Source organism: Aggregatibacter segnis ATCC 33393, assembly GCF_900476035.1.
GTDB lineage: Bacteria > Pseudomonadota > Gammaproteobacteria > Enterobacterales > Pasteurellaceae > Aggregatibacter > Aggregatibacter segnis.
Window position 1 is genome coordinate 1,959,935 of sequence record NZ_LS483443.1, and the last position, 21,100, is coordinate 1,981,034.

Genomic DNA, 21,100 nt, shown 5'->3' on the forward strand with positions numbered 1-21,100 from the left:
TTTTTTATTTAGATGACTATCTTTTTTTATAAAAAAAAATAAGTCAATCCTTTTTCTGTAATAACTTATCAATGACACGAGAAACTGCAAAAAAACCAAACGTCGCCGTAATCATCGTTGCTGCACCAAACCCATTGGCACAATTCATGGTGGCAGACGCAGAGCAGTTTTCCCCCATTTGAGGAAAAATCAGTGGTTGGGTAGAAAAGACCGCCTCGATAGAAAATTTACGTTTTGGATTTTGCGTGAAATGATAATCCTTGCGTAAAACCGACCGCACTTTTGCCAGCAGTGGATCTTGAATGGTGCGGCTTAAATCGGCAATTTGAATTTGACTGGGATCTGTTTGCCCACCGGCGCCCCCCACGGTGATAACTTTGATTTTATGGCGTTTACAGTAGACAATTAACGCCGCTTTTGTTTTGACATTATCAATAGCATCAATGACATAATCGTAGCCTGCATGAAGATATTGGGATAAATTCTCCGCAGAAATAAAATCATCAATCACATTGACATCGCATTCGGGATTGATCAATTTTACTCGTTGTTGCATGACCTCTGTTTTGAGCTGACCAATATTGCCCGTCAAGGCATGAATTTGGCGGTTAATATTCGTCACACAAATATCATCCATATCAATCATCGTGATTTTTCCCACGCCTGAGCGAGCAAGCGCTTCCACCGCCCAAGAGCCCACGCCACCGATACCAATAACACAAATATGTGCTTGACATAAACGGGCTAAAGCCTCGGTACCATATAAACGACCGATACCGCCGAAACGTTGTTCGTAATTATCCACGCGTGCCATTAGTGCAACACCCAAACGCGACCATAATGTTTTGACAAGCCGGCAATATGACCCGCCTGCTCACCGATACCACGATATAAATCGAAATGGTGTCCGTTTACCGCACCGCCCACATCTAATGCCACCATCAAATGCAGTTTATGTTCTCCCGTCCAGTTGCCGCTATTGTCCATTTGCGGCACTTCGACCAACAAGACACTACCCAACGGAATCACACCACGGTCAGAAGCCACCGAAGCCATTGGCACTAACGGCACACCTGCCGCGCCTTTCACTTTGCCGTGCGGATCATTTTTAAAGAAGACATAAGACGGATTACGCTCGAGTAAACCTTGAACTCGTGACGGATTTGCATTCGCCCAATCACGAATCGCCTGAATAGACATTTTTTCTTTCGGAATCTCGCCATCTTCCACCAATAAGCGCCCCACGGCGGCATACGGGTAACCATTTTGGCCGGCATACGCAAAATAATTCAAATTGCCTTCACCAAAATCGACATAACCACTGCCCTGCACGCCAAGCAAGAAGTTATCAATCATAGAATCACTATACGCCAGTTCTAATCCTTTGCCTTTCAATGCGCCGGCATAAATTTCAGCCCGGGAAAAACGTTTTTGTGTCGGAAGCGCATAAATCGGTTGGTTATATTTACCTTGCTGTGTGCGGCGAGCATGAATCACCGGGGAATAATAGCCCGTCATTAACACGTTTTGATAGCCGTCAAAGCCTTTCATCACTTGCGAATGAATCCCAAAATTATTTAATTCGTTGACGTTTGCCCCGGCGAGTACCCAGGCAGTAACCTTGTCGTAAATTGGTGCAAAGTTACTGCTTAATTTGCCGGAATAACTATGAATATTGGATAACTGCGCTAAAAAATCACCTTGGTTTATGACCGCACTTTTGTTCTCAACTTGATTGACCGGCACCAAAATCGCTTGTTGATAACTTCTGCCCTGATAAACCGCACCAAATTTCTGTGGGTCAATGTCGGATGCCCCCGAATTACGCGACGTTTTGCCGCCATTGGAGGAACAAGAAGCCAAAAGTACAATGGCGGATAATGTTAAAAATGTAGACCAAAAAGTTTGATTAAGGCGCATACAAAGTCCTAAATGAAAATAAACAAAATAAATGAAGGGCGAATTTTACACCAATTTATGCTGAATGAATATGCGCCTCGGGTGGGCGATAACAATAAAGTGCGGTAGATTTTCGACATATTTTTTCACATTTAGCCCGACGGAAAAGAGATTTCATGTTTAAAAAAACAACATATCGGCTATTTTTATAACAAACACACATTATTTTTATGTTTAAACTTGCAATTCATTTTTAAACAGGTATATTTAGCGCCCTCGAACGCGGGGTGGAGCAGCTTGGTAGCTCGTCGGGCTCATAACCCGAAGGTCGTCGGTTCAAATCCGGCCCCCGCAACCAGATTCTAAAAGAAAGGCATTCGTTTTTACGAATGCCTTTTTTCTTATCGCTTAAACCGATTTCTTTTGTAATGCGTCTAACAGTTTCTGATGGATGCCACCAAAGCTGCCGTTGGACATTACCAAAATATGATCCGTTGGTTTGGCTTCAGCTGCAATGAGATGAACAAAGTCATCCAAATTATCGCTGTCATACGCCGGCTGAGTTAAATGCGCCGCGATTTCCGCCACTTTCCACGGAATGGTGTCCGGTTGAAATAAAAATACCGCATCCGCTTTTTCTAAGGCTGGCGCGATTTCCTCTTTATGTACGCCCATTTTCATGGTGTTAGAACGCGGTTCCAACACTGCCAAAATACGTTCATTTTGCCCTACTTTATCGCGAAGTGCGGTCAATGTAGCTTGTATTTCTGTAGGATGATGGGCGAAATCATCGTAAACCGTCACGCCCTGAACATTACCCTTCACTTCCAAGCGGCGTTTTGCGTTAATAAATACCCCCAGCGCCGCACAGGCATTTTCAATACTCACGCCCGCATGATGCGCCGCCGCAATCGCCATTAAGCCGTTCCGCATATTGTGCTCGCCTACAATATTCCAATGTACTTCAGCCACTTTTTCACCGTTATGGAACACGGCAAATTCAGTGCAATCGTGTTTAATGCGCTCCGCATACCATTCCTGATCGTGACCGACATATTGGCATTCAGACCAACAGCCCATTGATAAAGTTTGTTGCACGCTTTCTTCGTTTGCAAAAGACAGAATTCGCCCATTGTTTGGAATGGTGCGAATCATGTGGTGGAACTGGCGTTGAATGGCTTTCAAGTCATCAAAAATATCCGCGTGATCAAAACCAATATTATTAATAATCAACGTGCGCGGGTTGTAATGCACAAATTTAGAACGCTTGTCAAAAAATGCCGTGTCATATTCATCCGCTTCAATCACGAAATACGGGCTCTTACCTAAACGCGCGGAAATCCCGAAATTGCCTGCAATACCACCGATTAAAAAGCCCGGTTGCAAACCATTTTGTTCCAAAATCCACGTCAGCATCCCGGTGGTAGTGGTTTTTCCATGGGTGCCTGACACGGCCAGAACCCAACGATCACGTAATAAATGATCATGTAACCACTGTGGCCCGGAGGTATAAGGCAGGTTATTTGCCAACATATATTCAATACAAGGATTGCCGCGTTTCATGGCATTGCCCACAATCACCATATCCGGTGCCGGTTGCAGTTGGCTTGGGTCAAAGTGCGGTATGATTTCAATGTTGTTTTCCGCAAGGAACGTACTCATCGGCGGGTAAACGTTGGTGTCAGAGCCGGTGACGTGGTAGCCCATTTGTTTGGCGATCATGGCAATACCGCCCATAAACGTGCCGCAAATACCTAAAATATGAACATGTTTGGTTGTCATTTGGAGTCCTTATGCATTCCAATTTCTGATGTAAACGCGAAAAATGTGTTGTGAATCACAGAAATAGGAATCTTTTTAATCATCTGAAAATGAGGATGTTATAATAAGCCAAGTTACGATTTGAGTAAATTTATTCATCAAATAAGGAAAAAGTATGAAAACGTTAGGCGAATTTATTGTAGAAAAACAAGCGGAATACCCAAATGCTAAAGGGGAATTAAGTGGCATTTTGTCCTCCATTCGCTTAGTGGCAAAAGTGATTCACCGTGATATCAACAAAGCCGGCTTAACTAACAATATTATCGGTAATTCCGGTGTAGAAAATGTGCAAGGCGAAGCGCAGATGAAATTAGACTTATTCGCTCATAACACGATGAAACAAGCCCTTATGAGCCGCGAAGAAGTGGCCGGTTTTGCTTCCGAAGAAGAGGAAAATTTCATTGCCTTTGATACGGAGCGTGGTCGCAACGCGAAATACGTCATTTTAACCGACCCATTGGACGGTTCCTCCAATATTGATGTTAACGTTGCCGTCGGTACCATTTTCTCCATTTATCGCCGCATTTCACCGGTAGGCACGCCAGTCACCTTAGAAGACTTCATGCAACCGGGCAATCGCCAAGTGGCTGCAGGTTATATCGTGTATGGCTCCTCCACCATGTTGGTTTATACCACGGGGAATGGTGTAAACGGCTTTACTTACGACCCATCACTCGGTGTGTTCTGCCTATCTCATGAAAACATTCAAATTCCAAAAACCGGTAAAATTTATTCCATTAACGAAGGGCAATACCTCAAATTCCCGGTGGGCGTGAAAAAATACCTGAAATATTGCCAAGAAGAAGATAAAGAAACTCAACGTCCTTATACTTCTCGTTATATCGGTTCTTTGGTGTCCGACTTCCACCGCAACATGCTTAAAGGCGGCATCTATATTTATCCAAGCGCAACAAACTACCCGAACGGCAAATTGCGTTTACTCTATGAAGGCAACCCAATGGCATTCTTAGCAGAACAAGCCGGCGGCGTGGCAAGTGACGGTTATAATCGCATTTTGGATATTCAACCGACAGCGTTACATCAACGCGTTCCGCTTTTCATCGGTTCCAGAGAAATGGTGAAAAAAGCCGAACAATTAATGCGTGATTTTAAAGAGTAATCAATTAAGTGCGGTCAGAAAAATAACGCATTTAGATAGACTTTCATAAAAAAACCTCCTCAATATTGAGAAGGTTTTTTCTTACCTAAATAACGCATTACATCAAATACGCAAAACTCGCCCATAGCGGCAAACTGGCCGTCATAAGTAAAAGAATAAGAAGACTGTTATAAGACAACGCCCATTTTTTGAAAACATGGATTGCCAACATAGCCGCCATCACTAAATGCAACAAGAGATAAAGCAATAAAGCAAATTCGTTGCTAAAAACCACCGCACTTTGTTGAGAAAGAATGAATAAATTCGCACATACAAACAGCGCATTCAGTGCCAGAAAGGCAATCGCTGCCAACATCAACAACGCAATAAATCCTTTCAGACGATTGCGGGAAATCACTAAAGCTAAATTCGCCAAAATAATCCCTAACAGGATTTGGGCTACAGGATTAAATTGAATGAAGTTTTCTTCATCAACCAGCATCAAGCAATAACCAATGACACCCAACATACCGATGAAACCGGCTATTTTTAAGAAGAAATGACGTAATTTAACCTCAAACGGTTGCTTCCATGTGATGATAGTCATTGCCAAGCCACAAAGGCAAACCAAGTCCATGAGTAGATTGTGATAGCTTGTCCCTAAACTGAACAGCAGCCACACCACCCAAAATAGTCCAAAATAAAGGTTTACCCGCCCTAAACGGGAACGTTGCCCATTGCAAATTTCACCTTTAATAAAGGCAAGCAAACAAATCAGCTGTGCAGTTAATACACCAAGCGCCAAATGCGACATCACATTGGGCTGCGGCTGCAACCAAAAGGCAAAAAGATCAATAACGAGTAACAAAAAAATGGGGAAGAAAGACGAAAGTGCGGTTAAAAATTTAGGTTGTTCTTCGGACATACGATTTCCTTGTGATAAACAAAGACAAAAATTGCCGTGCATTATGCAAGAATTCCCCAAAACGGTCAAAAGCTAGGACAAAAGTGCGGTTGAAAAACACAACGTTTTTTCAATTCTCACAAGGCAAAATAAAGTTATGATCTAAAACATGGTATTTTGCCCTTTCTCTCTCTAAAATAACGCAAAAATTCACCGCACTTTAAGGAACCTTATGCTGCTCAGCATTCTCTATATCATTGGTATTACCGCGGAAGCCATTACCGGCGCCCTTGCCGCAGGTCGAGAGAAAATGGATATTTTCGGCGTCGTTATTATTGCCAGCATGACCGCTATCGGTGGGGGCTCTGTGCGCGATGTGCTCTTAGGGCATTATCCGCTTGGGTGGGTAAAACATCCTGAATATTTTATTATCGTAGCCTCGGCTGCGGTGTTAACGGTGTTTATCGCGCCTTTTATTCGCCATTTCATGCGTTATTTTCACACCATTTTCTTGGTGCTGGATGCCGTCGGACTTATTGTGTTTTCCATTATTGGTGCCCAAATCGCGTTAGATATGGGGCACGGCACGACAATAGCCGTAATTGCCGCCATTATTACCGGCGCATTCGGTGGGGTGTTGCGTGATTTATTGTGTAATCGTATTCCACTCGTGTTCCAGAAAGAGCTATACGCCAGCGTGGCGTTATTGGCGACAGCTATTTACATCGGTCTACAACATCTACAGGTAGATCAAAACATCGTCATTATCATTACCTTGATTGTCGGCTTTATTACCCGCTTAATGGCAATTTACTTTGAATGGGGCCTGCCGATTTTCGATTATCAGGAACAAGATATTTCAACGCATCATAAAGACGACAAATTACCGCAAAAAACGAAATAGGAGAAAAGATGTCCGTCAATTTAATTGAAATGGGAAAACAGGCGAAAGAGGCTGCTTTCGTACTTTCCCAACTTTCCCAACCCGAAAAAAATCAAGCCTTAGCGTTTATCGCCGAGCAATTAGAACAAGAACAAGCTCGTATCTTAGCCGCCAATGCACAGGACATTGAAGCCGCCAAACAAAACGGTTTATCCGACGCCATTATTGATCGTTTATTGTTAACGCCTGAGCGTTTACAGGGCATCGCTAATGACGTGCGCCATGTGATTTCTTTGTCGGATCCCGTTGGGCAACTTATTGACGGCGGTGTGTTAGATAGTGGCGTCAAAATTGAACGTGTTCGCGTGCCTTTAGGAGTTATCGGCACGATCTACGAAGCGCGTCCGAATGTGACAATTGATGTGGCAAGTCTCTGCTTAAAAACCGGCAACGCCGTCATTCTACGCGGCGGCAAAGAAACACAACATTCTAATAAAATCTTAGTGGACGTGGTGCAAACCGCCTTAGCGCGTGCCGGCTTACCTAAAGCGACGGTTCAAGCCATTACTGATCCCGATCGTGCGCTGGTCATGGAATTGCTGAAATTAGACCAATATGTCGACATGATCATCCCTCGTGGCGGTGCAGCATTGCATCAATTGGCAAAAGAACATTCAACCATTCCGGTGATTGTCGGTGGTATCGGCGTTTGCCATATGTTCATTGAGGAAACTGCCGATTTGGAAAAAGCACTGCCGGTGATTTTGAATGCAAAAACACAACGCCCAAGCACCTGTAACACCTTGGAAACGCTGTTGGTACAACGTAGCATTGCAAATGACTTTTTACCTAAACTGGCAGAAACGTTGAAAGAGAAAAACGTAAAATTACACGCAGATCCGACCGCACTTTTCTTATTGCAAAAAGCCGGTGCCAATGTGGTGCCATTAGTGGAAGCCGAGCTGAAACAAGAATGGCTGTCATTGGATTTAAATGTGGTTGTCGTGGAAGATTTAGCACAAGCCGTCGCACATATTCGTCAATATGGCAGTCAACACTCCGACAGTATTTTGACCTCTTCGCAAAAGCAGGCACAGCAATTTATTGCGCAAGTGGATTCAGCGGCGGTTTATGTCAATGCCAGCACCCGTTTTACTGACGGCGGACAATTTGGTCTAGGAGCAGAAGTGGCGGTAAGCACACAAAAATTACACGCTCGCGGCCCAATGGGATTAGAGGCACTCACCACCTATAAATGGGTGTGCGTAGGCGATTATTCGATCCGTTCTTAAAAAAAAGGGCATTTTTTAAATATTATTTAAAAATTAAAATTAATTGTTTGACAAAACTCCGGTAAATCAGTATTTGTAGAGTAAACACACAAATCATACTTATTTATCGGAGTTTTTTATGTCTTATCTTTCAGTCGCTAAATTCGGTGGCACCAGTGTCGCCAACTACCCCGCCATGCAATCTTGCGCCAACATCGTGATCGCCGATCCCAATACTCGCGTTGTTGTTCTCTCAGCTTCCGCCGGTATCACCAACTTATTGGTCGCCTTAGCAAACGGTTGTGAAGAAGCGGAACGCAATAAATTGCTGAATGAAGTGCGTCAAATTCAAGAAAACATTTTGACAGAATTAAAAGACGACTGTCGCGTACGCCCCAAAATAGAGGCCTTATTAGCCAATATCACCTCATTGGCGGAAGCCGCTAATTTAGCCACTTCCTTGGCATTAACCGATGAATTAATCAGCCACGGTGAAATGATGTCTTCCTTGATTTTTGTGGAAGTGTTGCGTGAATTACAAATTGAAGCCACTTGGTTGGATGTGCGTACCATTGTTGCCACAAACAGCCATTTCGGCAAAGCCACACCAAACGATGAACAAACGCGCCAAAACTGCAATAACCTATTGAAACCGTTAATCGAACGCGGTGAGTTAGTCATTACCCAAGGTTTTATCGGCCGTGATGAACAAGGTAAAACGACCACCTTAGGACGTGGCGGAAGCGACTACTCTGCCGCTTTACTCGCTGAAGTGCTCAATGCGCAAGATGTGTTAATTTGGACCGATGTTGCCGGCATTTACACCACCGATCCTCGCATCGTGTCAAACGCACAACGCATTGATACCATGAGTTTTTCCGAAGCTGCCGAAATGGCAACCTTCGGTGCCAAAGTATTGCACCCGGCAACCTTACTCCCTGCAGTGCGTAGCAATATTCCGGTCTATGTTGGTTCCAGTAAAGCACCACAAGACGGAGGCACTTGGGTGACCCGCAATCCGCAACCTCGCCCGACATTCCGTGCAATTGCCTTGCGTCGTGACCAAACCTTGCTCACACTCTCCAGCTTAAATATGCTGTATGCACAAGGTTTTTTAGCGAATATTTTCACGATTTTAGCCAAACACAAAATCTCCGTAGACACCATCACAACATCTGAAGTGAGCGTTGCCTTAACCTTGGATAAAATGGGTTCAGCCTCTTCCGGCACCGGCTTACTCTCTCAGGAGTTAATAGACGAATTAAGCCAATTCTGTACGGTGAAAGTGGATACCGGCTTATCTTTGGTCGCCTTAATCGGCAATGAACTGCACACGGCTTCCGGTGTTGCCAAACGTATTTTTGAAACGTTGGATGCGTACAATATCCGCATGATCAGCTACGGCGCCAGCACTAACAATATTTGCTTGTTGGCAGATAGCGATAAAGCCGATGACATTGTTCGTTTGCTACATAAGGCATTATTTGAATAAAAACAGTTGAAAAACAGACCGCACTTTTAAGTATCAATAAAAACTTAAAGTGCGGTTTTTTTTTTAGGAATTTTTTTACAACAATTAGAACGGTAACAAATTTCGGGCACAAAAAAAGCCGCTTTCGCGACTGTTTCTTACTGTTATTTTCTCTACCATAAAATGGTGCCCGAGGCCAGACTTGAACTGGCACGCCTCGAAAGGCGAGGGATTTTAAATCCCTTGTGTCTACCGATTCCACCACTCGGGCTGAGTGATTCACTAACTGCGTTGGATGGTTATGGAGGCGTGTCCCGGAGTCGAACCGAGCTACATGGATTTGCAATCCAGTGCATAACCGCTTTGCTAACACGCCGTTAGTTTGGAGCGGGAAACGAGGCTCGAACTCGCGACCCCGACCTTGGCAAGGTCGTGCTCTACCAACTGAGCTATTCCCGCATCTGCTGTTAGTGCGCTGCATTTTACTGACTTCTCTAAAACTGTCAACAAACAATTTCAGAAATCAGTGAGTTTGTTGAAAAAAACTGCAAAATATTAAAATTTAACGGCATTTCATTTTAATTTTTGTAATCAAGGTGTTAGAAATCTCCTTTTATCAAAAAGAACTTTATGCCAAAATGAAATCCGCTTTTTCTTAAAGTGCGGTGCAAAATTTTTTTATTTTCTCGGAGAGATTTATGACACAAAAATATGCAATTGAGACCTTATTAGCCCAAGCGGGAAATCGCACTGACGAACGTACAGGCGCTGTTTCCACCCCGATTTTTCTTTCTACCGCCTACGGCCATCACGGCATTGGTGAAAGCACCGGATTTGACTATACCCGAACCAAAAATCCAACGCGTGCCGTACTCGAAGAAACCATTGCCCAGTTAGAAAAAGGTGAACGCGGATTTGCCTGCTCTTCCGGCATGGCGGCTATTCAATTATTGATGTCGTTATTTACCGCACCGGATGAATGGATTGTTTCCAGTGATGTCTATGGCGGTACTTATCGCTTATTGGATTTTTGCTATAAAAACACCCACGGTGTTAAACCGGTTTATGTGAACACGGCTTCCGTACAAGCTATTGAAGCCGCAATTACCCCGAATACAAAAGCGATTTTTATTGAAACCCCCTCCAATCCATTAATGGAAGAATGCGATGTGGATGCCATTGCACAGGTTGCCAAACGCCACAATTTATTACTGATCGTTGATAATACATTTTTAACACCGATGCTGTTCCGCCCGATGGAACATGGTGCGGATATTGTGGTTCACAGCGGCACAAAATACCTTGCAGGACATAATGACGTTTTAGTCGGTTTAATCGTAGCCAAAGGAAAAGAACTTTGCGATCGACTGTTTTATATTCAGAACGGTGCCGGCCCTGTGTTATCACCGTTTGACTCTTGGCTAACCATTCGTGGTATGAAAACCTTGGCTCTGCGCATGCAACGTCATCAAGAAAATGCGACCGCCGTTGCCGACTTTTTACGTCAACAGCCACAAGTAAAAGATGTGTTGTACCCAAACAAAGGCGGCATGTTGTCTTTTCGCTTGCAAAATGAAACCTGGGTAAATACGTTCTTAAAAGCAATTAAACTCATCACCTTTGCCGAAAGCCTTGGTGGCACAGAAAGTTTCATCACCTATCCAGCGACCCAAACACACATGGATATTCCGGAAGCAGAGCGCATTGCACGTGGGATTACGAATGATCTGTTACGTTTTTCCGTTGGCTTAGAAAATATAGAAGATATCAAAGCAGATTTAACACAGGCATTCGCACAATTTAAATAAACTTAACGTATTGGGAGGGCAAAATGAAAGTTGCAGTATATAGTACGAAAAGTTACGACCGAAAATATTTAGAGTTAATTAACGCTAAGTATGGTTTAGAGTTGGAATTTTACGATTTTATGCTCAGTGAACGCACAGCCAAAATGGCGGAACACTGTGAAGCCGTATGTATTTTCGTGAATGATGACGGCAGCCGAAAAGTGTTGGAAAAACTCTCCGCACTTGGGGTAAAAATTATTGCCTTACGTTGCGCCGGGTTTAACAACGTGGACTTGAAAGCCGCACAAGAACTTGGCTTAACGGTCGTTCGCGTGCCGGCATATTCCCCGGAAGCCGTGGCAGAACATACTGTTGGGTTGATGATGACATTAAATCGCCGCATCCATCGTGCTTACCAGCGCACTCGTGAAGCCAACTTTTCTCTGGAAGGTTTGATTGGTTTTAACATGCATGGGCGAACCGTTGGCGTGGTCGGTACTGGGAAAATCGGCCTTGCCGTCATTCGCATTCTCAAAGGTTTTGGCATGCAGATTTTGGCCTACGATCCGTTTAAAAATCCACTAGCAGAGGAGTTAGGCGCGGAATATGTCACCTTGGATGAACTTTATCATCGCGCTCATGTGATTACATTACATTGCCCGGCGACACCGGAAAACTACCATCTGCTCAACCGTGACGCCTTCGCCAAAATGAAAGATGGCGTGATGATCATCAACACCAGTCGTGGCACGCTCATTGACACGCAAGCAGCTATTGATGCGTTAAAACAACGAAAAATCGGCGCTTTGGGCATGGATGTTTATGAAAATGAACGGGATTTATTCTTTGAAGATAAATCGAACGAAGTAATTCAAGATGATGTTTTCCGTCGTTTATCTTCCTGTCACAACGTATTGTTGACGGGACACCAAGCGTTTTTAACGGAAGAAGCGCTCACTAGCATTGCTGATGTCACCTTATCGAACATTTACACCATCGGAAAAGACAAGCCTTGTAATAATGTAGTTTTGCCTTCTTAGCTTTTAGCGATTAAACTAATACATGTTATTCCCTATGCGCTATGTTATTATGCGCGAGTTTTAAATAACAATACATTAACAAATTAAGGAAAGAATATGAGTGAAGTATTACATTCCAGCGATGCGACTTTCGTTGCAGACGTATTAAATTCAGACGTGCCGGTATTATTAGATTTCTGGGCACCATGGTGTGGCCCTTGCAAAATGATTGCCCCAATCCTTGACGATTTGGCCGCTGAATTTGATGGTAAAGTAAAAATTGTGAAAATCAATATCGATGACAACCAAGCTACCCCAATGCAATTCGGTGTGCGCAGCATCCCAACATTACTCTTGTTTAAAGACGGTAAACCGGTTGCCACTCAAGTGGGTGCATTACCAAAAAATCAATTGGCTGCATTTATCAACCAAAATATTTAATTTAAACATAAAAACGCCAAGCTTTTGCTTGGCGTTTTTGTTTTCTGTCGTACAAAGTGCGGTCGTTTTTTTCAGTATTTTCAAAATACACGGAAAATCCACCGTACTTTACTTCATCTCACGCAACCGTTTTAAGATCCCTTTCATTTTCTCATCCAACTGTGCCGTTAAACGTAAGGTTTCACCACTGTGCGGATGTTCAAAACGAATAGAATAAGCATGCAAGAATAAACGATTCAAACCCAATTCTGCCATTTGTTGATCGAATACTTTGTCGCCATATTTGCTATCTAAAGCAATAGGATGTCCGGCATATTGCGTATGCACGCGGATTTGATGGGTTCGCCCCGTGACTGGCGAAGCTTTCACCAACGTAGCATTTACGTAACGCTCTTCCACAGAAAAACGGGTTTCTGACGGTTTACCTTGTTCACTGACTTTCACAATGCGCTCGCCGCTCGACAACTCATTTTTCAACAGCGGTGCCTGCACCACTTTACAGTGTGATTGCCACTGCCCACGCACAAGCGCTAAATACTCTTTTTGAATCGTTTTTTCACGCAACTGTTCATGCAAATGACGCAATGCAGAGCGCTTTTTCGCTACCAATAAAATCCCCGAAGTATCGCGATCCAAACGATGAACCAATTCCAAGAAACGCGCCTCCGGACGAAGTGCGCGTAATGCCTCAATCACCCCAAAATCAAGTCCACTGCCCCCATGTACGGCAATGCCGGAAGGCTTATTAAGCACCAATAAGTAATTGTCTTCAAAAATAATGTGTTGTTCTAGTTGGGCAACTTTGGTGAGTTTATGAGAAACGGTTTCCTGTGCTTTTTCTGCCACACGCACCGGCGGAATTCGCACCACATCCTCGGCTTGTAATTTATACTCCGGCTTACTTCTGCCTTTATTCACCCGCACTTCGCCTTTGCGTACAATACGATAAATCAGACTTTTAGGCACGCCTTTTAAGCGCGCAAGGAGAAAATTATCCAATCGCTGACCGGCTTCATCATCGCTTATAGTGAGAAATTGCACGTTCGGGTTAACTATTTTTTCATTCATCTTGTGTTTATTACGATCTTTTACATAAAAATTGACGCGCATCATAGCATATTGCGTTATGAGTTTGAATGTCGCAAAGAATCTTCTCATAAGGGCGAAACGCCTTGCTAAAAATCCCTATTCAAGCGATAATAACGCGCCTTTTTGAGTGATAAAAAAGGCTTTAAAATAAACAGGTTATCATTGATAGAATACAATGCAGCATTCGGCATAAGACGTTGTTATTGCAATGATTTTTAACCATCAATATGAGCGACAGCTTGCAAGCCATTTTTTAACCGGTTTTGTTTTTATTCACATATCAAGATGATATGAGTGTGAATAAGGTTGCCAATGCACCCAGCAGATGACAGTCGGGAAGACGGACATTCTGCGACAGACACGAGGTCGGCGACTAAGCAAAGTGCGGTCATTTTTGATGACGTATTTTTAGGGCATAAACCCCTTTCGATAAAAGAGAAAACGAATGAAAAGAATGTTAATTAACGCAACTCAAAAAGAAGAGTTGCGCGTTGCGTTAGTCGATGGACAACGCTTATTCGACCTGGACATTGAAAGTCCTGGTCACGAACAGAAAAAAGCCAATATTTACAAAGGAAAAATCACTCGCGTTGAGCCGAGTTTAGAAGCCGCTTTTGTGGATTATGGCGCAGAACGTCACGGTTTTTTACCGTTAAAAGAAATTGCACGTGAATATTTCCCGGCGGATTATGTCTATCAAGGTCGCCCAAATATTCGTGATATTATTTCTGAAGGACAAGAAGTTATTGTTCAAGTGAACAAAGAAGAGCGCGGCAATAAAGGTGCTGCGTTGACAACCTTTGTTTCCTTAGCGGGAAGTTATTTGGTGATCATGCCAAACAACCCCCGTGCGGGGGGCATTTCTCGTCGCATTGAGGGTGATGAGCGTTTGGAATTAAAAGATGCCTTGAGTTCTTTGGATGTGCCTGAAGGTGTCGGTTTAATCGTGCGTACCGCCGGTGTAGGTAAATCACCGGAAGAATTGCAATGGGACTTAAAAGTGCTATTGCACCATTGGGAGGCGATCAAACAAGCCTCAGAAAGCCGCCCTGCGCCGTTCTTAATTCACCAAGAAAGTGATGTTATCGTGCGTGCGATTCGCGACTATTTGCGTCGTGATATCGGCGAAATTCTGATTGATAGCCCGAAAGTCTATGAAAAAGCGAAAGCACACATCAAATTAGTGCGTCCGGATTTCATTAATCGAGTGAAATTGTATCAAGGCGAAGTTCCGCTGTTCAGTCATTATCAAATCGAATCCCAAATTGAATCCGCTTTCCAACGTGAAGTGCGTTTACCTTCCGGTGGCTCTATCGTCATTGACGCCACTGAAGCCTTAACCGCCATTGATATTAACTCCGCACGTTCTACCCGTGGTGGCGATATCGAAGAAACCGCATTAAACACTAACCTTGAAGCCGCAGATGAAATTGCGCGTCAACTTCGTTTACGCGACTTGGGTGGTTTGATCGTTATCGACTTCATCGACATGACACCGGTTCGCCATCAACGTGAAGTGGAAAACCGCATTCGCGATGCCGTACGTCAAGATCGCGCGCGTATTCAAATTAGTCGTATTTCCCGCTTCGGTTTGTTGGAAATGTCACGCCAACGTTTGAGTCCGTCATTAGGTGAATCCTCTCATCACGTCTGCCCGCGTTGCCAAGGGACCGGTAAAATCCGTGATAACGAATCACTTTCACTGTCTATCTTGCGTTTATTGGAAGAAGAAGCATTAAAAGAAAATACCAAACAGGTTCACACCATCGTTCCGGTACAAATCGCTTCTTACTTATTAAACGAAAAACGTAAAGCCATTCATAGCATCGAAAAACGCCATGATGTCGATATTATCGTGGTACCAAACGAAGCGATGGAAACCCCGAATTTCAGCGTGTTCCGTGTTCGTGATGGCGAAGAAGTGAATGAGTTAAGCTACAATTTAGCAAAATTACATCAAGATCAAGATGAAACCTTTGCCGCTGAGGAATCGTTGGTTTCTCGTAATATTGAAGCGACACCGGCAGAAACACCGGCGGTGGAAAGTGCGGCGGTTTCTTTGGCCATTACAATGCCTGCACCGGAGCCGGTTGAACGTAAAGTGCCGAAAGCACCTTCTTTGTTAAGCCGTTTATTCGCCGCGTTAAAAGGTTTATTTGCTTCTGAGCCAAAACAGGAAGAGAAAAATAAAAAATCTCGTTCGAATAACAGAAACGGTAATAACCGTAATCGCCGCAATCAAGATCGTCGCAACAATCGTCGTGTTCGTAACGAAAACGTGGAAAACATTATTGAAGAACAAAGTGCGGATAAATCTGAAGTGAGAAATCGTCACCAAGATCGCAACGCTAAACGTAATCGTAAACCTGAGGTGATTGAAGAAATCATTAAACCTGAATCTTCTACCCCGGTTACCGAAGAAAAGGCTGAACCTGCACAACGTCGTCAACGTCGCGACTTACGCAAAAAAGTCCGTGTTTATGAGGAAACAAATGAGCTTCCGGTTTCTCAAACAGAAAACATTTCCTTTGCTGAAAATACACATGTTGTGCGCGATGCCGAAGAAGCTGTTACGTCAGCAGAAGTAGTTGAAATGCCAAACGAAACTGAACGCAGTCGTGATAATTCCCGTCAACGTCGTTTACCACGCCATTTACGCGTGAATAATCAACGCCGTCGTCGCAACCAACAGGAAAAATCACCAATGCCATTATTTGCTGCGGTCGCTTCTCCTGAGTTAGCCAGCGGTAAAGTTTGGATCGATATGATGCAAGTAAATCAACCAAAAGAAACACCGTTCTTATCTGTTGATGAATTGCTTGAACAACAAAATCAATCAACTGCAGAAACCGAGAAAAGCATTACGGTTCCGGCATTAGATATGATTGTTGAGAAATCAAAAAATGAAGTTCAGCCGTTAACTGAATTTATTACCCAACCGGCAAATGAGTCTGTTGAGAAAAAAATTCAGGCGTCTTTAGAACGTTTAAACAATAACGTGACGTCAGAACCAACTGCGGCAATCGCAGAACAGCTTGAACCGAAAGCCGAGCATGATGTGAAATTTATGGCCGAAATTGACCGCACTTATGTGTTCAATGGCCGTGTTGGAACTTTCTCTGCGGTAGCTCATACTAAAGCGGAAGCGACATTAGCGAAATCCTCGGATGAGCCAATCACAATATATCCGGTGCAAGAATGGCAAGAATCCCGCTATTATTTCTACGGGAAAGGCGCTGCAGGACATCATACGGCAATCAGCCATGTCTACGCAGAACCAACAAAAGCCGAGTCTGAAAACTAGTCGTTTGAAAATAAAGCAGTTAAATAGAATCTTTTATTTAACTGCTTGACTTGATATAGCAAAGTCCGTATTATTCACCTCGCTCAAAACACGGAGGAATGGTCGAGTGGTTGAAGGCACCGGTCTTGAAAACCGGCGAGGGTTTACGCCCTCCTAGGGTTCGAATCCCTATTCCTCCGCCATATTCAGAAAAGGCGCTAAGTGAAAACTTAGCGCCTTTTTACATGTCTTTTACTTAGCATTTATCTCGCGTTAGATTTACTTCTTAAATTGGCAAAACTCAACCTTCGCTTTGCCAATAATAAGAACTCATCGAGATGAATTTATCACCCTTCTTTCTTAATTAATTCTTTGACCAAATCCGTCACAAATTCTAACCGCACTTTGTAATCCGTTAAATCTTTGGTAAAGCGAAATTTATGTGGGCCGTCAAAACGATAAACCGCTGGATTGCTTTGAATTAGCTGTAAAAAGATCATCGGGTCTAAATCAGCACTTGGGGCAAATTCGATGAATCCGCCTTGCGCGTAGGCATCCAAGCGAATGACATTGAGCGGTTTTAAATCCAGTCGTAATTGGGCAATTTGTAACATATTCCGCGTGGCTTGTGGCAAGGTTCCGAAACGGTCGATAAGCTCCACTTTTAATTCATCCAATGCTTCGGTGTTTTCCGCACCGGCAATGCGTTTATAAAAAGACAAACGCATATTCACATCGCCCAAATAATCTTCCGGCAATAGCGATGGCATCCGTAAATCAATCTCAGTTTGTTGTTGCGTCAGTTCGTCCAATGACGGCTCGCGCCCTTCTTTTAAGGCTTTCACCGCACGTTCCAATAATTCCATGTAAAGAGAAAAACCGATACTTTCAATTTGTCCGCTCTGCTCGTTGCCTAGCAATTCCCCTGCGCCGCGAATTTCTAAATCGTGGGTGGCTAAAATAAAGCCGGCACCGAGGTTATCTAGGCTTTCCAGGGCTTCCAAGCGTTTTTTCGCATCCTTCGTCATCAGTTTTGGTGGCGGTGTGAGCAAATAAGCATAGGCTTGATGGTGAGAACGCCCAACCCGTCCGCGCAACTGATGCAACTGTGCCAGACCGAAATTGTCGGCACGCTCGATAATAATGGTATTGGCCGTCGGCACATCGATACCGGTTTCAATAATCGTAGAACACACCAACACGTTATAACGTTGATGATAAAAATCCGACATCACGCGTTCCAATTCACGTTCGCGCATTTGCCCATGTCCCACAATCACGCGCGCTTCCGGTACAAGTGCGGTCAGTTTTTCTGCTGTATTTTCAATGCTCGCTACATCGTTATGCAAATAATACACCTGCCCACCACGCAAAATTTCACGCAAAATGGCTTCACGAATCACCAACTCATCCGTTTGACGCACAAACGTTTTAATGGTTAAACGGCGTGCCGGTGGCGTAGAAATAATGGAAAGATCGCGAATGCCATTCATCGCCATATTTAACGTACGTGGAATCGGTGTTGCGGTCAGGGTGAGAATATCAATGTTCGCGCGCAGCTGTTTCATTTTTTCTTTTTGGCGCACGCCAAAACGGTGTTCTTCGTCAATAATCAACAAACCCAGATCATGGAATTGCACATCACCTTGAATAATTTTATGGGTGCCAATCAGAATATCCACTTTACCGTCGGCTAAATCCTGAATCACCTGTTTCTGCTCTTTCGCCGTTTTAAAGCGGGACAACATTTCCACGTTCACCGGCAAATTGGCGAAGCGGTCTTTGAAATTATCGAAATGTTGTTGCGCCAACAAGGTGGTCGGCACCAACACTGCAACCTGTTTGTGGTTCATCACCGCTAAAAAGGCGGCACGCATCGCCACTTCCGTTTTACCAAAACCCACATCTCCACATACCAAACGGTCCATGGCTTTCGGCAATGTCATGTCGGAAATCACAGCATTAATTGCCATAAGTTGGTCATGGGTTTCTTCAAATGGGAACGTGGCGGTGAATTGTTGGAATTCCTCACGATCATATTGGAACGCAAAGCCTTTTTGCGCTTCACGTTGCGCATACACATCCAATAACTCTGCTGCCACATCACGAATTTTCTCCGCCGCTTTACTGCGCGCTCTGCCCCAGGCTTCGGAGCCTAACTTGTGCAACGGCGCGGTCTCATCGGCACCGCCCACATAACGGCTGATTAAATGTAACGATGCCACCGGCACATACAATTTTGAGTCGTTGGCATAATTGAGCAACAAATATTCCGCTTTAATGCCACCGTTTTCTAAACTCACTAAACCGCCGTAGCGCCCCACGCCATGATCCAAATGCACGACCGGCTGACCGATTTGCAATTCGGCAAGGTTACGAATCAAGGTATCAGGGTTCACCGTGCGGGATTTATCCCACTGCCGTTGTTGCACGCGTTCGCCAAGCAATTCCGCTTCACAAATAATGGCAAGCGGCACATCCTGCTCAATAATAAAACCATGCTCCAACGGGCTAACCATTAAAGCAAATTTTTCTTCTGTCGCTTGTGCCAAGCTATGAATCTGTTTTGGTTTCAGTTTTAGCGGAGAAAGCAGGCTTAACAAGGTTTCACGGCGACCTTCCGTTTCCACCATAAATAAAATATTGCCTTTAAAATGCTCAATAAATTGGCGTAACTGATGTAACGGTTCTTTTTGTTGCGATTGAATGGTCAGTGGCGGTAAGGGCGTAATGGCCAAATTTTTCTGCCGTGCGGACGACCGCACTTTTTCCGTTTTTAACGCAATGGCAGGGTAATTTTTTAACTGACGATTCACTTCGTCAATGCGCAACCAAAGTTTATCGGGCGACAATAACGGACGCATCGGATCGACGCGGCGGCTCTCAAAACGCTGTTCTGCATCCGCGTAAAAACGTTCGCCCTGCGTTTGATTCTGCTCACCGGTAATAAACAACGTATTCGCCGGGAAATAATCAAATAAGGTCGCCATTTTTTCAAAGAATAAAGGCTGCCAATATTCAATCCCTGCCGCCAACGTGCCTTTGCTGATTTGTTGATAAATATGTTCCGGATCCCGTCGAATTTCACCAAACGCTGCGCGGAATTGGCTACGAAAAAATTCAATACCTTGGTTATCGGTTGGAAATTCGTGCGCTGGTAATAAATTGATTTGATCGATTTCCTGCAACGTGCGTTGTGTATCCACGTCAAAAATGCGAATGGAATCAATTTCATCATCAAAGAAATCTAAGCGAAAAGGCACCGCACTTCCCATTGGGAAAAGATCCAACAAGGCACCACGCACTGCATATTCACCATGCTCCAACACTTGCTCCACCGCGCGATAACCCGATTTTTCCAATTGCAAACGAAGTGTTTCAATGACAAAACGGTCTCCTTTGTTAATCAGTAACACCCGATGTTGTAAATAAGAGGGCGGGCAAACGCGTTGCATTAAGGTGGCAATCGGCAAAATGAAAATGCCTTGTTTGCGTTGTTGTAAGTGAAATAAAGCACTCAAGCGTGCTGAAATAATATCTTGATGAGGCGAAAAACTGTCGTAAGGCAAGGTTTCCCAATCGGGAAAAAAGGTGACATTAAGTGGGCTCAGTTGCGCTAATTCTTTTTCTAAACGCACCGCACTTCGGGTGTCGTTCGTCACCACGACGGTTAGCCCATTAAACTGCGCCGCAATTTCACTCACGGCAAGGCTATCCGCGCCGGGCAGAATATTGGCTAAAATTTTATGATCTTGTGCTTGGGTTGGAATTTCGATGTGAAAAAATGGAGTTTGCATAAAACGACAATATATTAAAAAAATTGTCGCTAGTTTAGCTCAAACAGGAGGGATTTCCAATAAAAGTCTGTATAAAAAAACAGTGTCATGCTTAGGGGAATTCCTCCCCCAGGCATGCAAATCTTAGTGAGCGCTTTCCTCTTTCTGTTCTTTTTTGTCTTTCGGTTCGGCATCTTCGTCAAACTTCACCACCGGCACGCAGCCACGGCAAGTGCCTTGATCGATACCGGCTTCTTTACAGAAATCAGAATAGGCTTCCCACGCGCGTTTCACCCAACTTTTTTTACCTTCTTCGCTCATTTTTGTCTCCTTGGTTTTGCGTTTTTCTTTTAAATT

16 protein-coding genes and 5 tRNA genes are annotated in these 21,100 nt (G+C 44.0%); 11 read left to right on the forward strand and 10 right to left on the reverse strand.

The features are described 5' to 3' along the window. Positions 1–43: 43 nt before the first annotated feature. Positions 44–814: a tRNA cyclic N6-threonylcarbamoyladenosine(37) synthase TcdA gene (tcdA, locus tag DQN58_RS09545; protein WP_006719074.1), complete on the reverse strand. Its 771-nt coding sequence runs from the start codon at positions 812–814 to the stop codon at positions 44–46. Next, complete coding sequence (mltA, locus tag DQN58_RS09550; RefSeq protein WP_006719076.1) at positions 814–1,920, reverse strand: murein transglycosylase A; 1,107 nt, start codon at positions 1,918–1,920, stop codon at positions 814–816. The genes tcdA and mltA overlap by 1 nt, the downstream gene beginning before the upstream one ends. Positions 1,921–2,180: 260 nt before the next feature. Here mltA and DQN58_RS09555 point away from each other — a divergent pair. Further along, a tRNA-Met gene (locus DQN58_RS09555) sits at positions 2,181–2,257 on the forward strand. 50 nt (positions 2,258–2,307) lie between these two features. Here the strand turns inward: DQN58_RS09555 and mpl are convergent. Then, positions 2,308–3,681, reverse strand: a complete 1,374-nt coding sequence (mpl, locus tag DQN58_RS09560) for a UDP-N-acetylmuramate:L-alanyl-gamma-D-glutamyl-meso-diaminopimelate ligase (protein WP_006719078.1) — start codon at positions 3,679–3,681, stop codon at positions 2,308–2,310. A 154-nt stretch (positions 3,682–3,835) separates the two neighbouring features. On the opposite strand from mpl, the gene fbp reads away from it, so the two are divergent. Next, complete coding sequence (fbp, locus tag DQN58_RS09565) at positions 3,836–4,840, forward strand: class 1 fructose-bisphosphatase (RefSeq protein WP_006719080.1); 1,005 nt, start codon at positions 3,836–3,838, stop codon at positions 4,838–4,840. Positions 4,841–4,937: 97 nt separating this feature from the next. Here fbp and DQN58_RS09570 read toward each other — a convergent pair whose 3' ends face one another. Further along, a complete protein-coding gene (locus DQN58_RS09570; protein ID WP_006719082.1) occupies positions 4,938–5,744 on the reverse strand; it encodes a hypothetical protein in 807 nt (268 codons plus the stop codon). A gap of 211 nt (positions 5,745–5,955) precedes the next feature. Between DQN58_RS09570 and DQN58_RS09575 the strand changes: the two genes are divergently transcribed. From DQN58_RS09575 to lysC, 3 genes are all read left to right on the forward strand, one after another. Further along, positions 5,956–6,627, forward strand: coding sequence for a trimeric intracellular cation channel family protein (locus tag DQN58_RS09575; protein WP_006719084.1), 672 nt, complete (start codon positions 5,956–5,958; stop codon positions 6,625–6,627). An 8-nt stretch (positions 6,628–6,635) separates the two neighbouring features. Next, positions 6,636–7,898: a glutamate-5-semialdehyde dehydrogenase gene (gene proA, locus DQN58_RS09580; RefSeq protein WP_006719085.1), complete on the forward strand. Its 1,263-nt coding sequence runs from the start codon at positions 6,636–6,638 to the stop codon at positions 7,896–7,898. Positions 7,899–8,016: 118 nt separating this feature from the next. After that, on the forward strand, positions 8,017–9,369 hold the full coding sequence (lysC, locus tag DQN58_RS09585; RefSeq protein WP_006719086.1) for a lysine-sensitive aspartokinase 3: 1,353 nt from the start codon (positions 8,017–8,019) through the stop codon (positions 9,367–9,369). A gap of 163 nt (positions 9,370–9,532) precedes the next feature. Here lysC and DQN58_RS09590 read toward each other — a convergent pair. The 3 genes from DQN58_RS09590 to DQN58_RS09600 all read right to left on the reverse strand — a co-directional run bounded on the left by DQN58_RS09590 (position 9,533) and on the right by DQN58_RS09600 (position 9,807). Continuing rightward, a tRNA-Leu gene (locus DQN58_RS09590) sits at positions 9,533–9,619 on the reverse strand. A gap of 31 nt (positions 9,620–9,650) precedes the next feature. Beyond that, a tRNA-Cys gene (locus DQN58_RS09595) sits at positions 9,651–9,724 on the reverse strand. A gap of 7 nt (positions 9,725–9,731) precedes the next feature. After that, a tRNA-Gly gene (locus DQN58_RS09600) sits at positions 9,732–9,807 on the reverse strand. A 239-nt stretch (positions 9,808–10,046) separates the two neighbouring features. On the opposite strand from DQN58_RS09600, the gene DQN58_RS09605 reads away from it, so the two are divergent. The 3 genes from DQN58_RS09605 to trxA all read left to right on the forward strand — a co-directional run bounded on the left by DQN58_RS09605 (position 10,047) and on the right by trxA (position 12,595). Continuing rightward, positions 10,047–11,156 (forward strand): methionine biosynthesis PLP-dependent protein, encoded by a 1,110-nt coding sequence (locus tag DQN58_RS09605; protein ID WP_006719087.1) that lies wholly within the window; start codon positions 10,047–10,049, stop codon positions 11,154–11,156. Between the two features lie 23 nt (positions 11,157–11,179). Continuing rightward, entirely contained in the window at positions 11,180–12,175 is a 996-nt protein-coding gene (locus DQN58_RS09610) for a 2-hydroxyacid dehydrogenase (protein ID WP_006719088.1), read from the forward strand. A gap of 96 nt (positions 12,176–12,271) precedes the next feature. After that, entirely contained in the window at positions 12,272–12,595 is a 324-nt protein-coding gene (gene trxA / locus DQN58_RS09615) for a thioredoxin (RefSeq protein WP_006719089.1), read from the forward strand. Positions 12,596–12,703: 108 nt separating this feature from the next. Here trxA and rluC read toward each other — a convergent pair whose 3' ends face one another. Further along, positions 12,704–13,663: a 23S rRNA pseudouridine(955/2504/2580) synthase RluC gene (rluC, locus tag DQN58_RS09620; protein ID WP_032998194.1), complete on the reverse strand. Its 960-nt coding sequence runs from the start codon at positions 13,661–13,663 to the stop codon at positions 12,704–12,706. Between the two features lie 333 nt (positions 13,664–13,996). Between rluC and DQN58_RS09880 the strand changes: the two genes are divergently transcribed. The 3 genes from DQN58_RS09880 to DQN58_RS09630 all read left to right on the forward strand — a co-directional run bounded on the left by DQN58_RS09880 (position 13,997) and on the right by DQN58_RS09630 (position 17,170). Next, positions 13,997–14,149 (forward strand): hypothetical protein, encoded by a 153-nt coding sequence (locus tag DQN58_RS09880; protein ID WP_006719091.1) that lies wholly within the window; start codon positions 13,997–13,999, stop codon positions 14,147–14,149. Further along, entirely contained in the window at positions 14,130–16,988 is a 2,859-nt protein-coding gene (rne, locus tag DQN58_RS09625) for a ribonuclease E (protein WP_032997952.1), read from the forward strand. The genes DQN58_RS09880 and rne overlap by 20 nt, the downstream gene beginning before the upstream one ends. Positions 16,989–17,080: 92 nt before the next feature. Further along, positions 17,081–17,170, forward strand: a tRNA-Ser gene (locus DQN58_RS09630). 144 nt (positions 17,171–17,314) lie between these two features. On the opposite strand, the gene mfd is transcribed toward DQN58_RS09630, so the two are convergent. Further along, a complete protein-coding gene (gene mfd / locus DQN58_RS09635) occupies positions 17,315–20,764 on the reverse strand; it encodes a transcription-repair coupling factor (RefSeq protein WP_006719093.1) in 3,450 nt (1,149 codons plus the stop codon). Between the two features lie 123 nt (positions 20,765–20,887). Continuing rightward, on the reverse strand, positions 20,888–21,064 hold the full coding sequence (locus DQN58_RS09885) for a DUF5363 domain-containing protein (protein ID WP_006719095.1): 177 nt from the start codon (positions 21,062–21,064) through the stop codon (positions 20,888–20,890). Between the last annotated feature and the right edge of the window lie 36 nt (positions 21,065–21,100).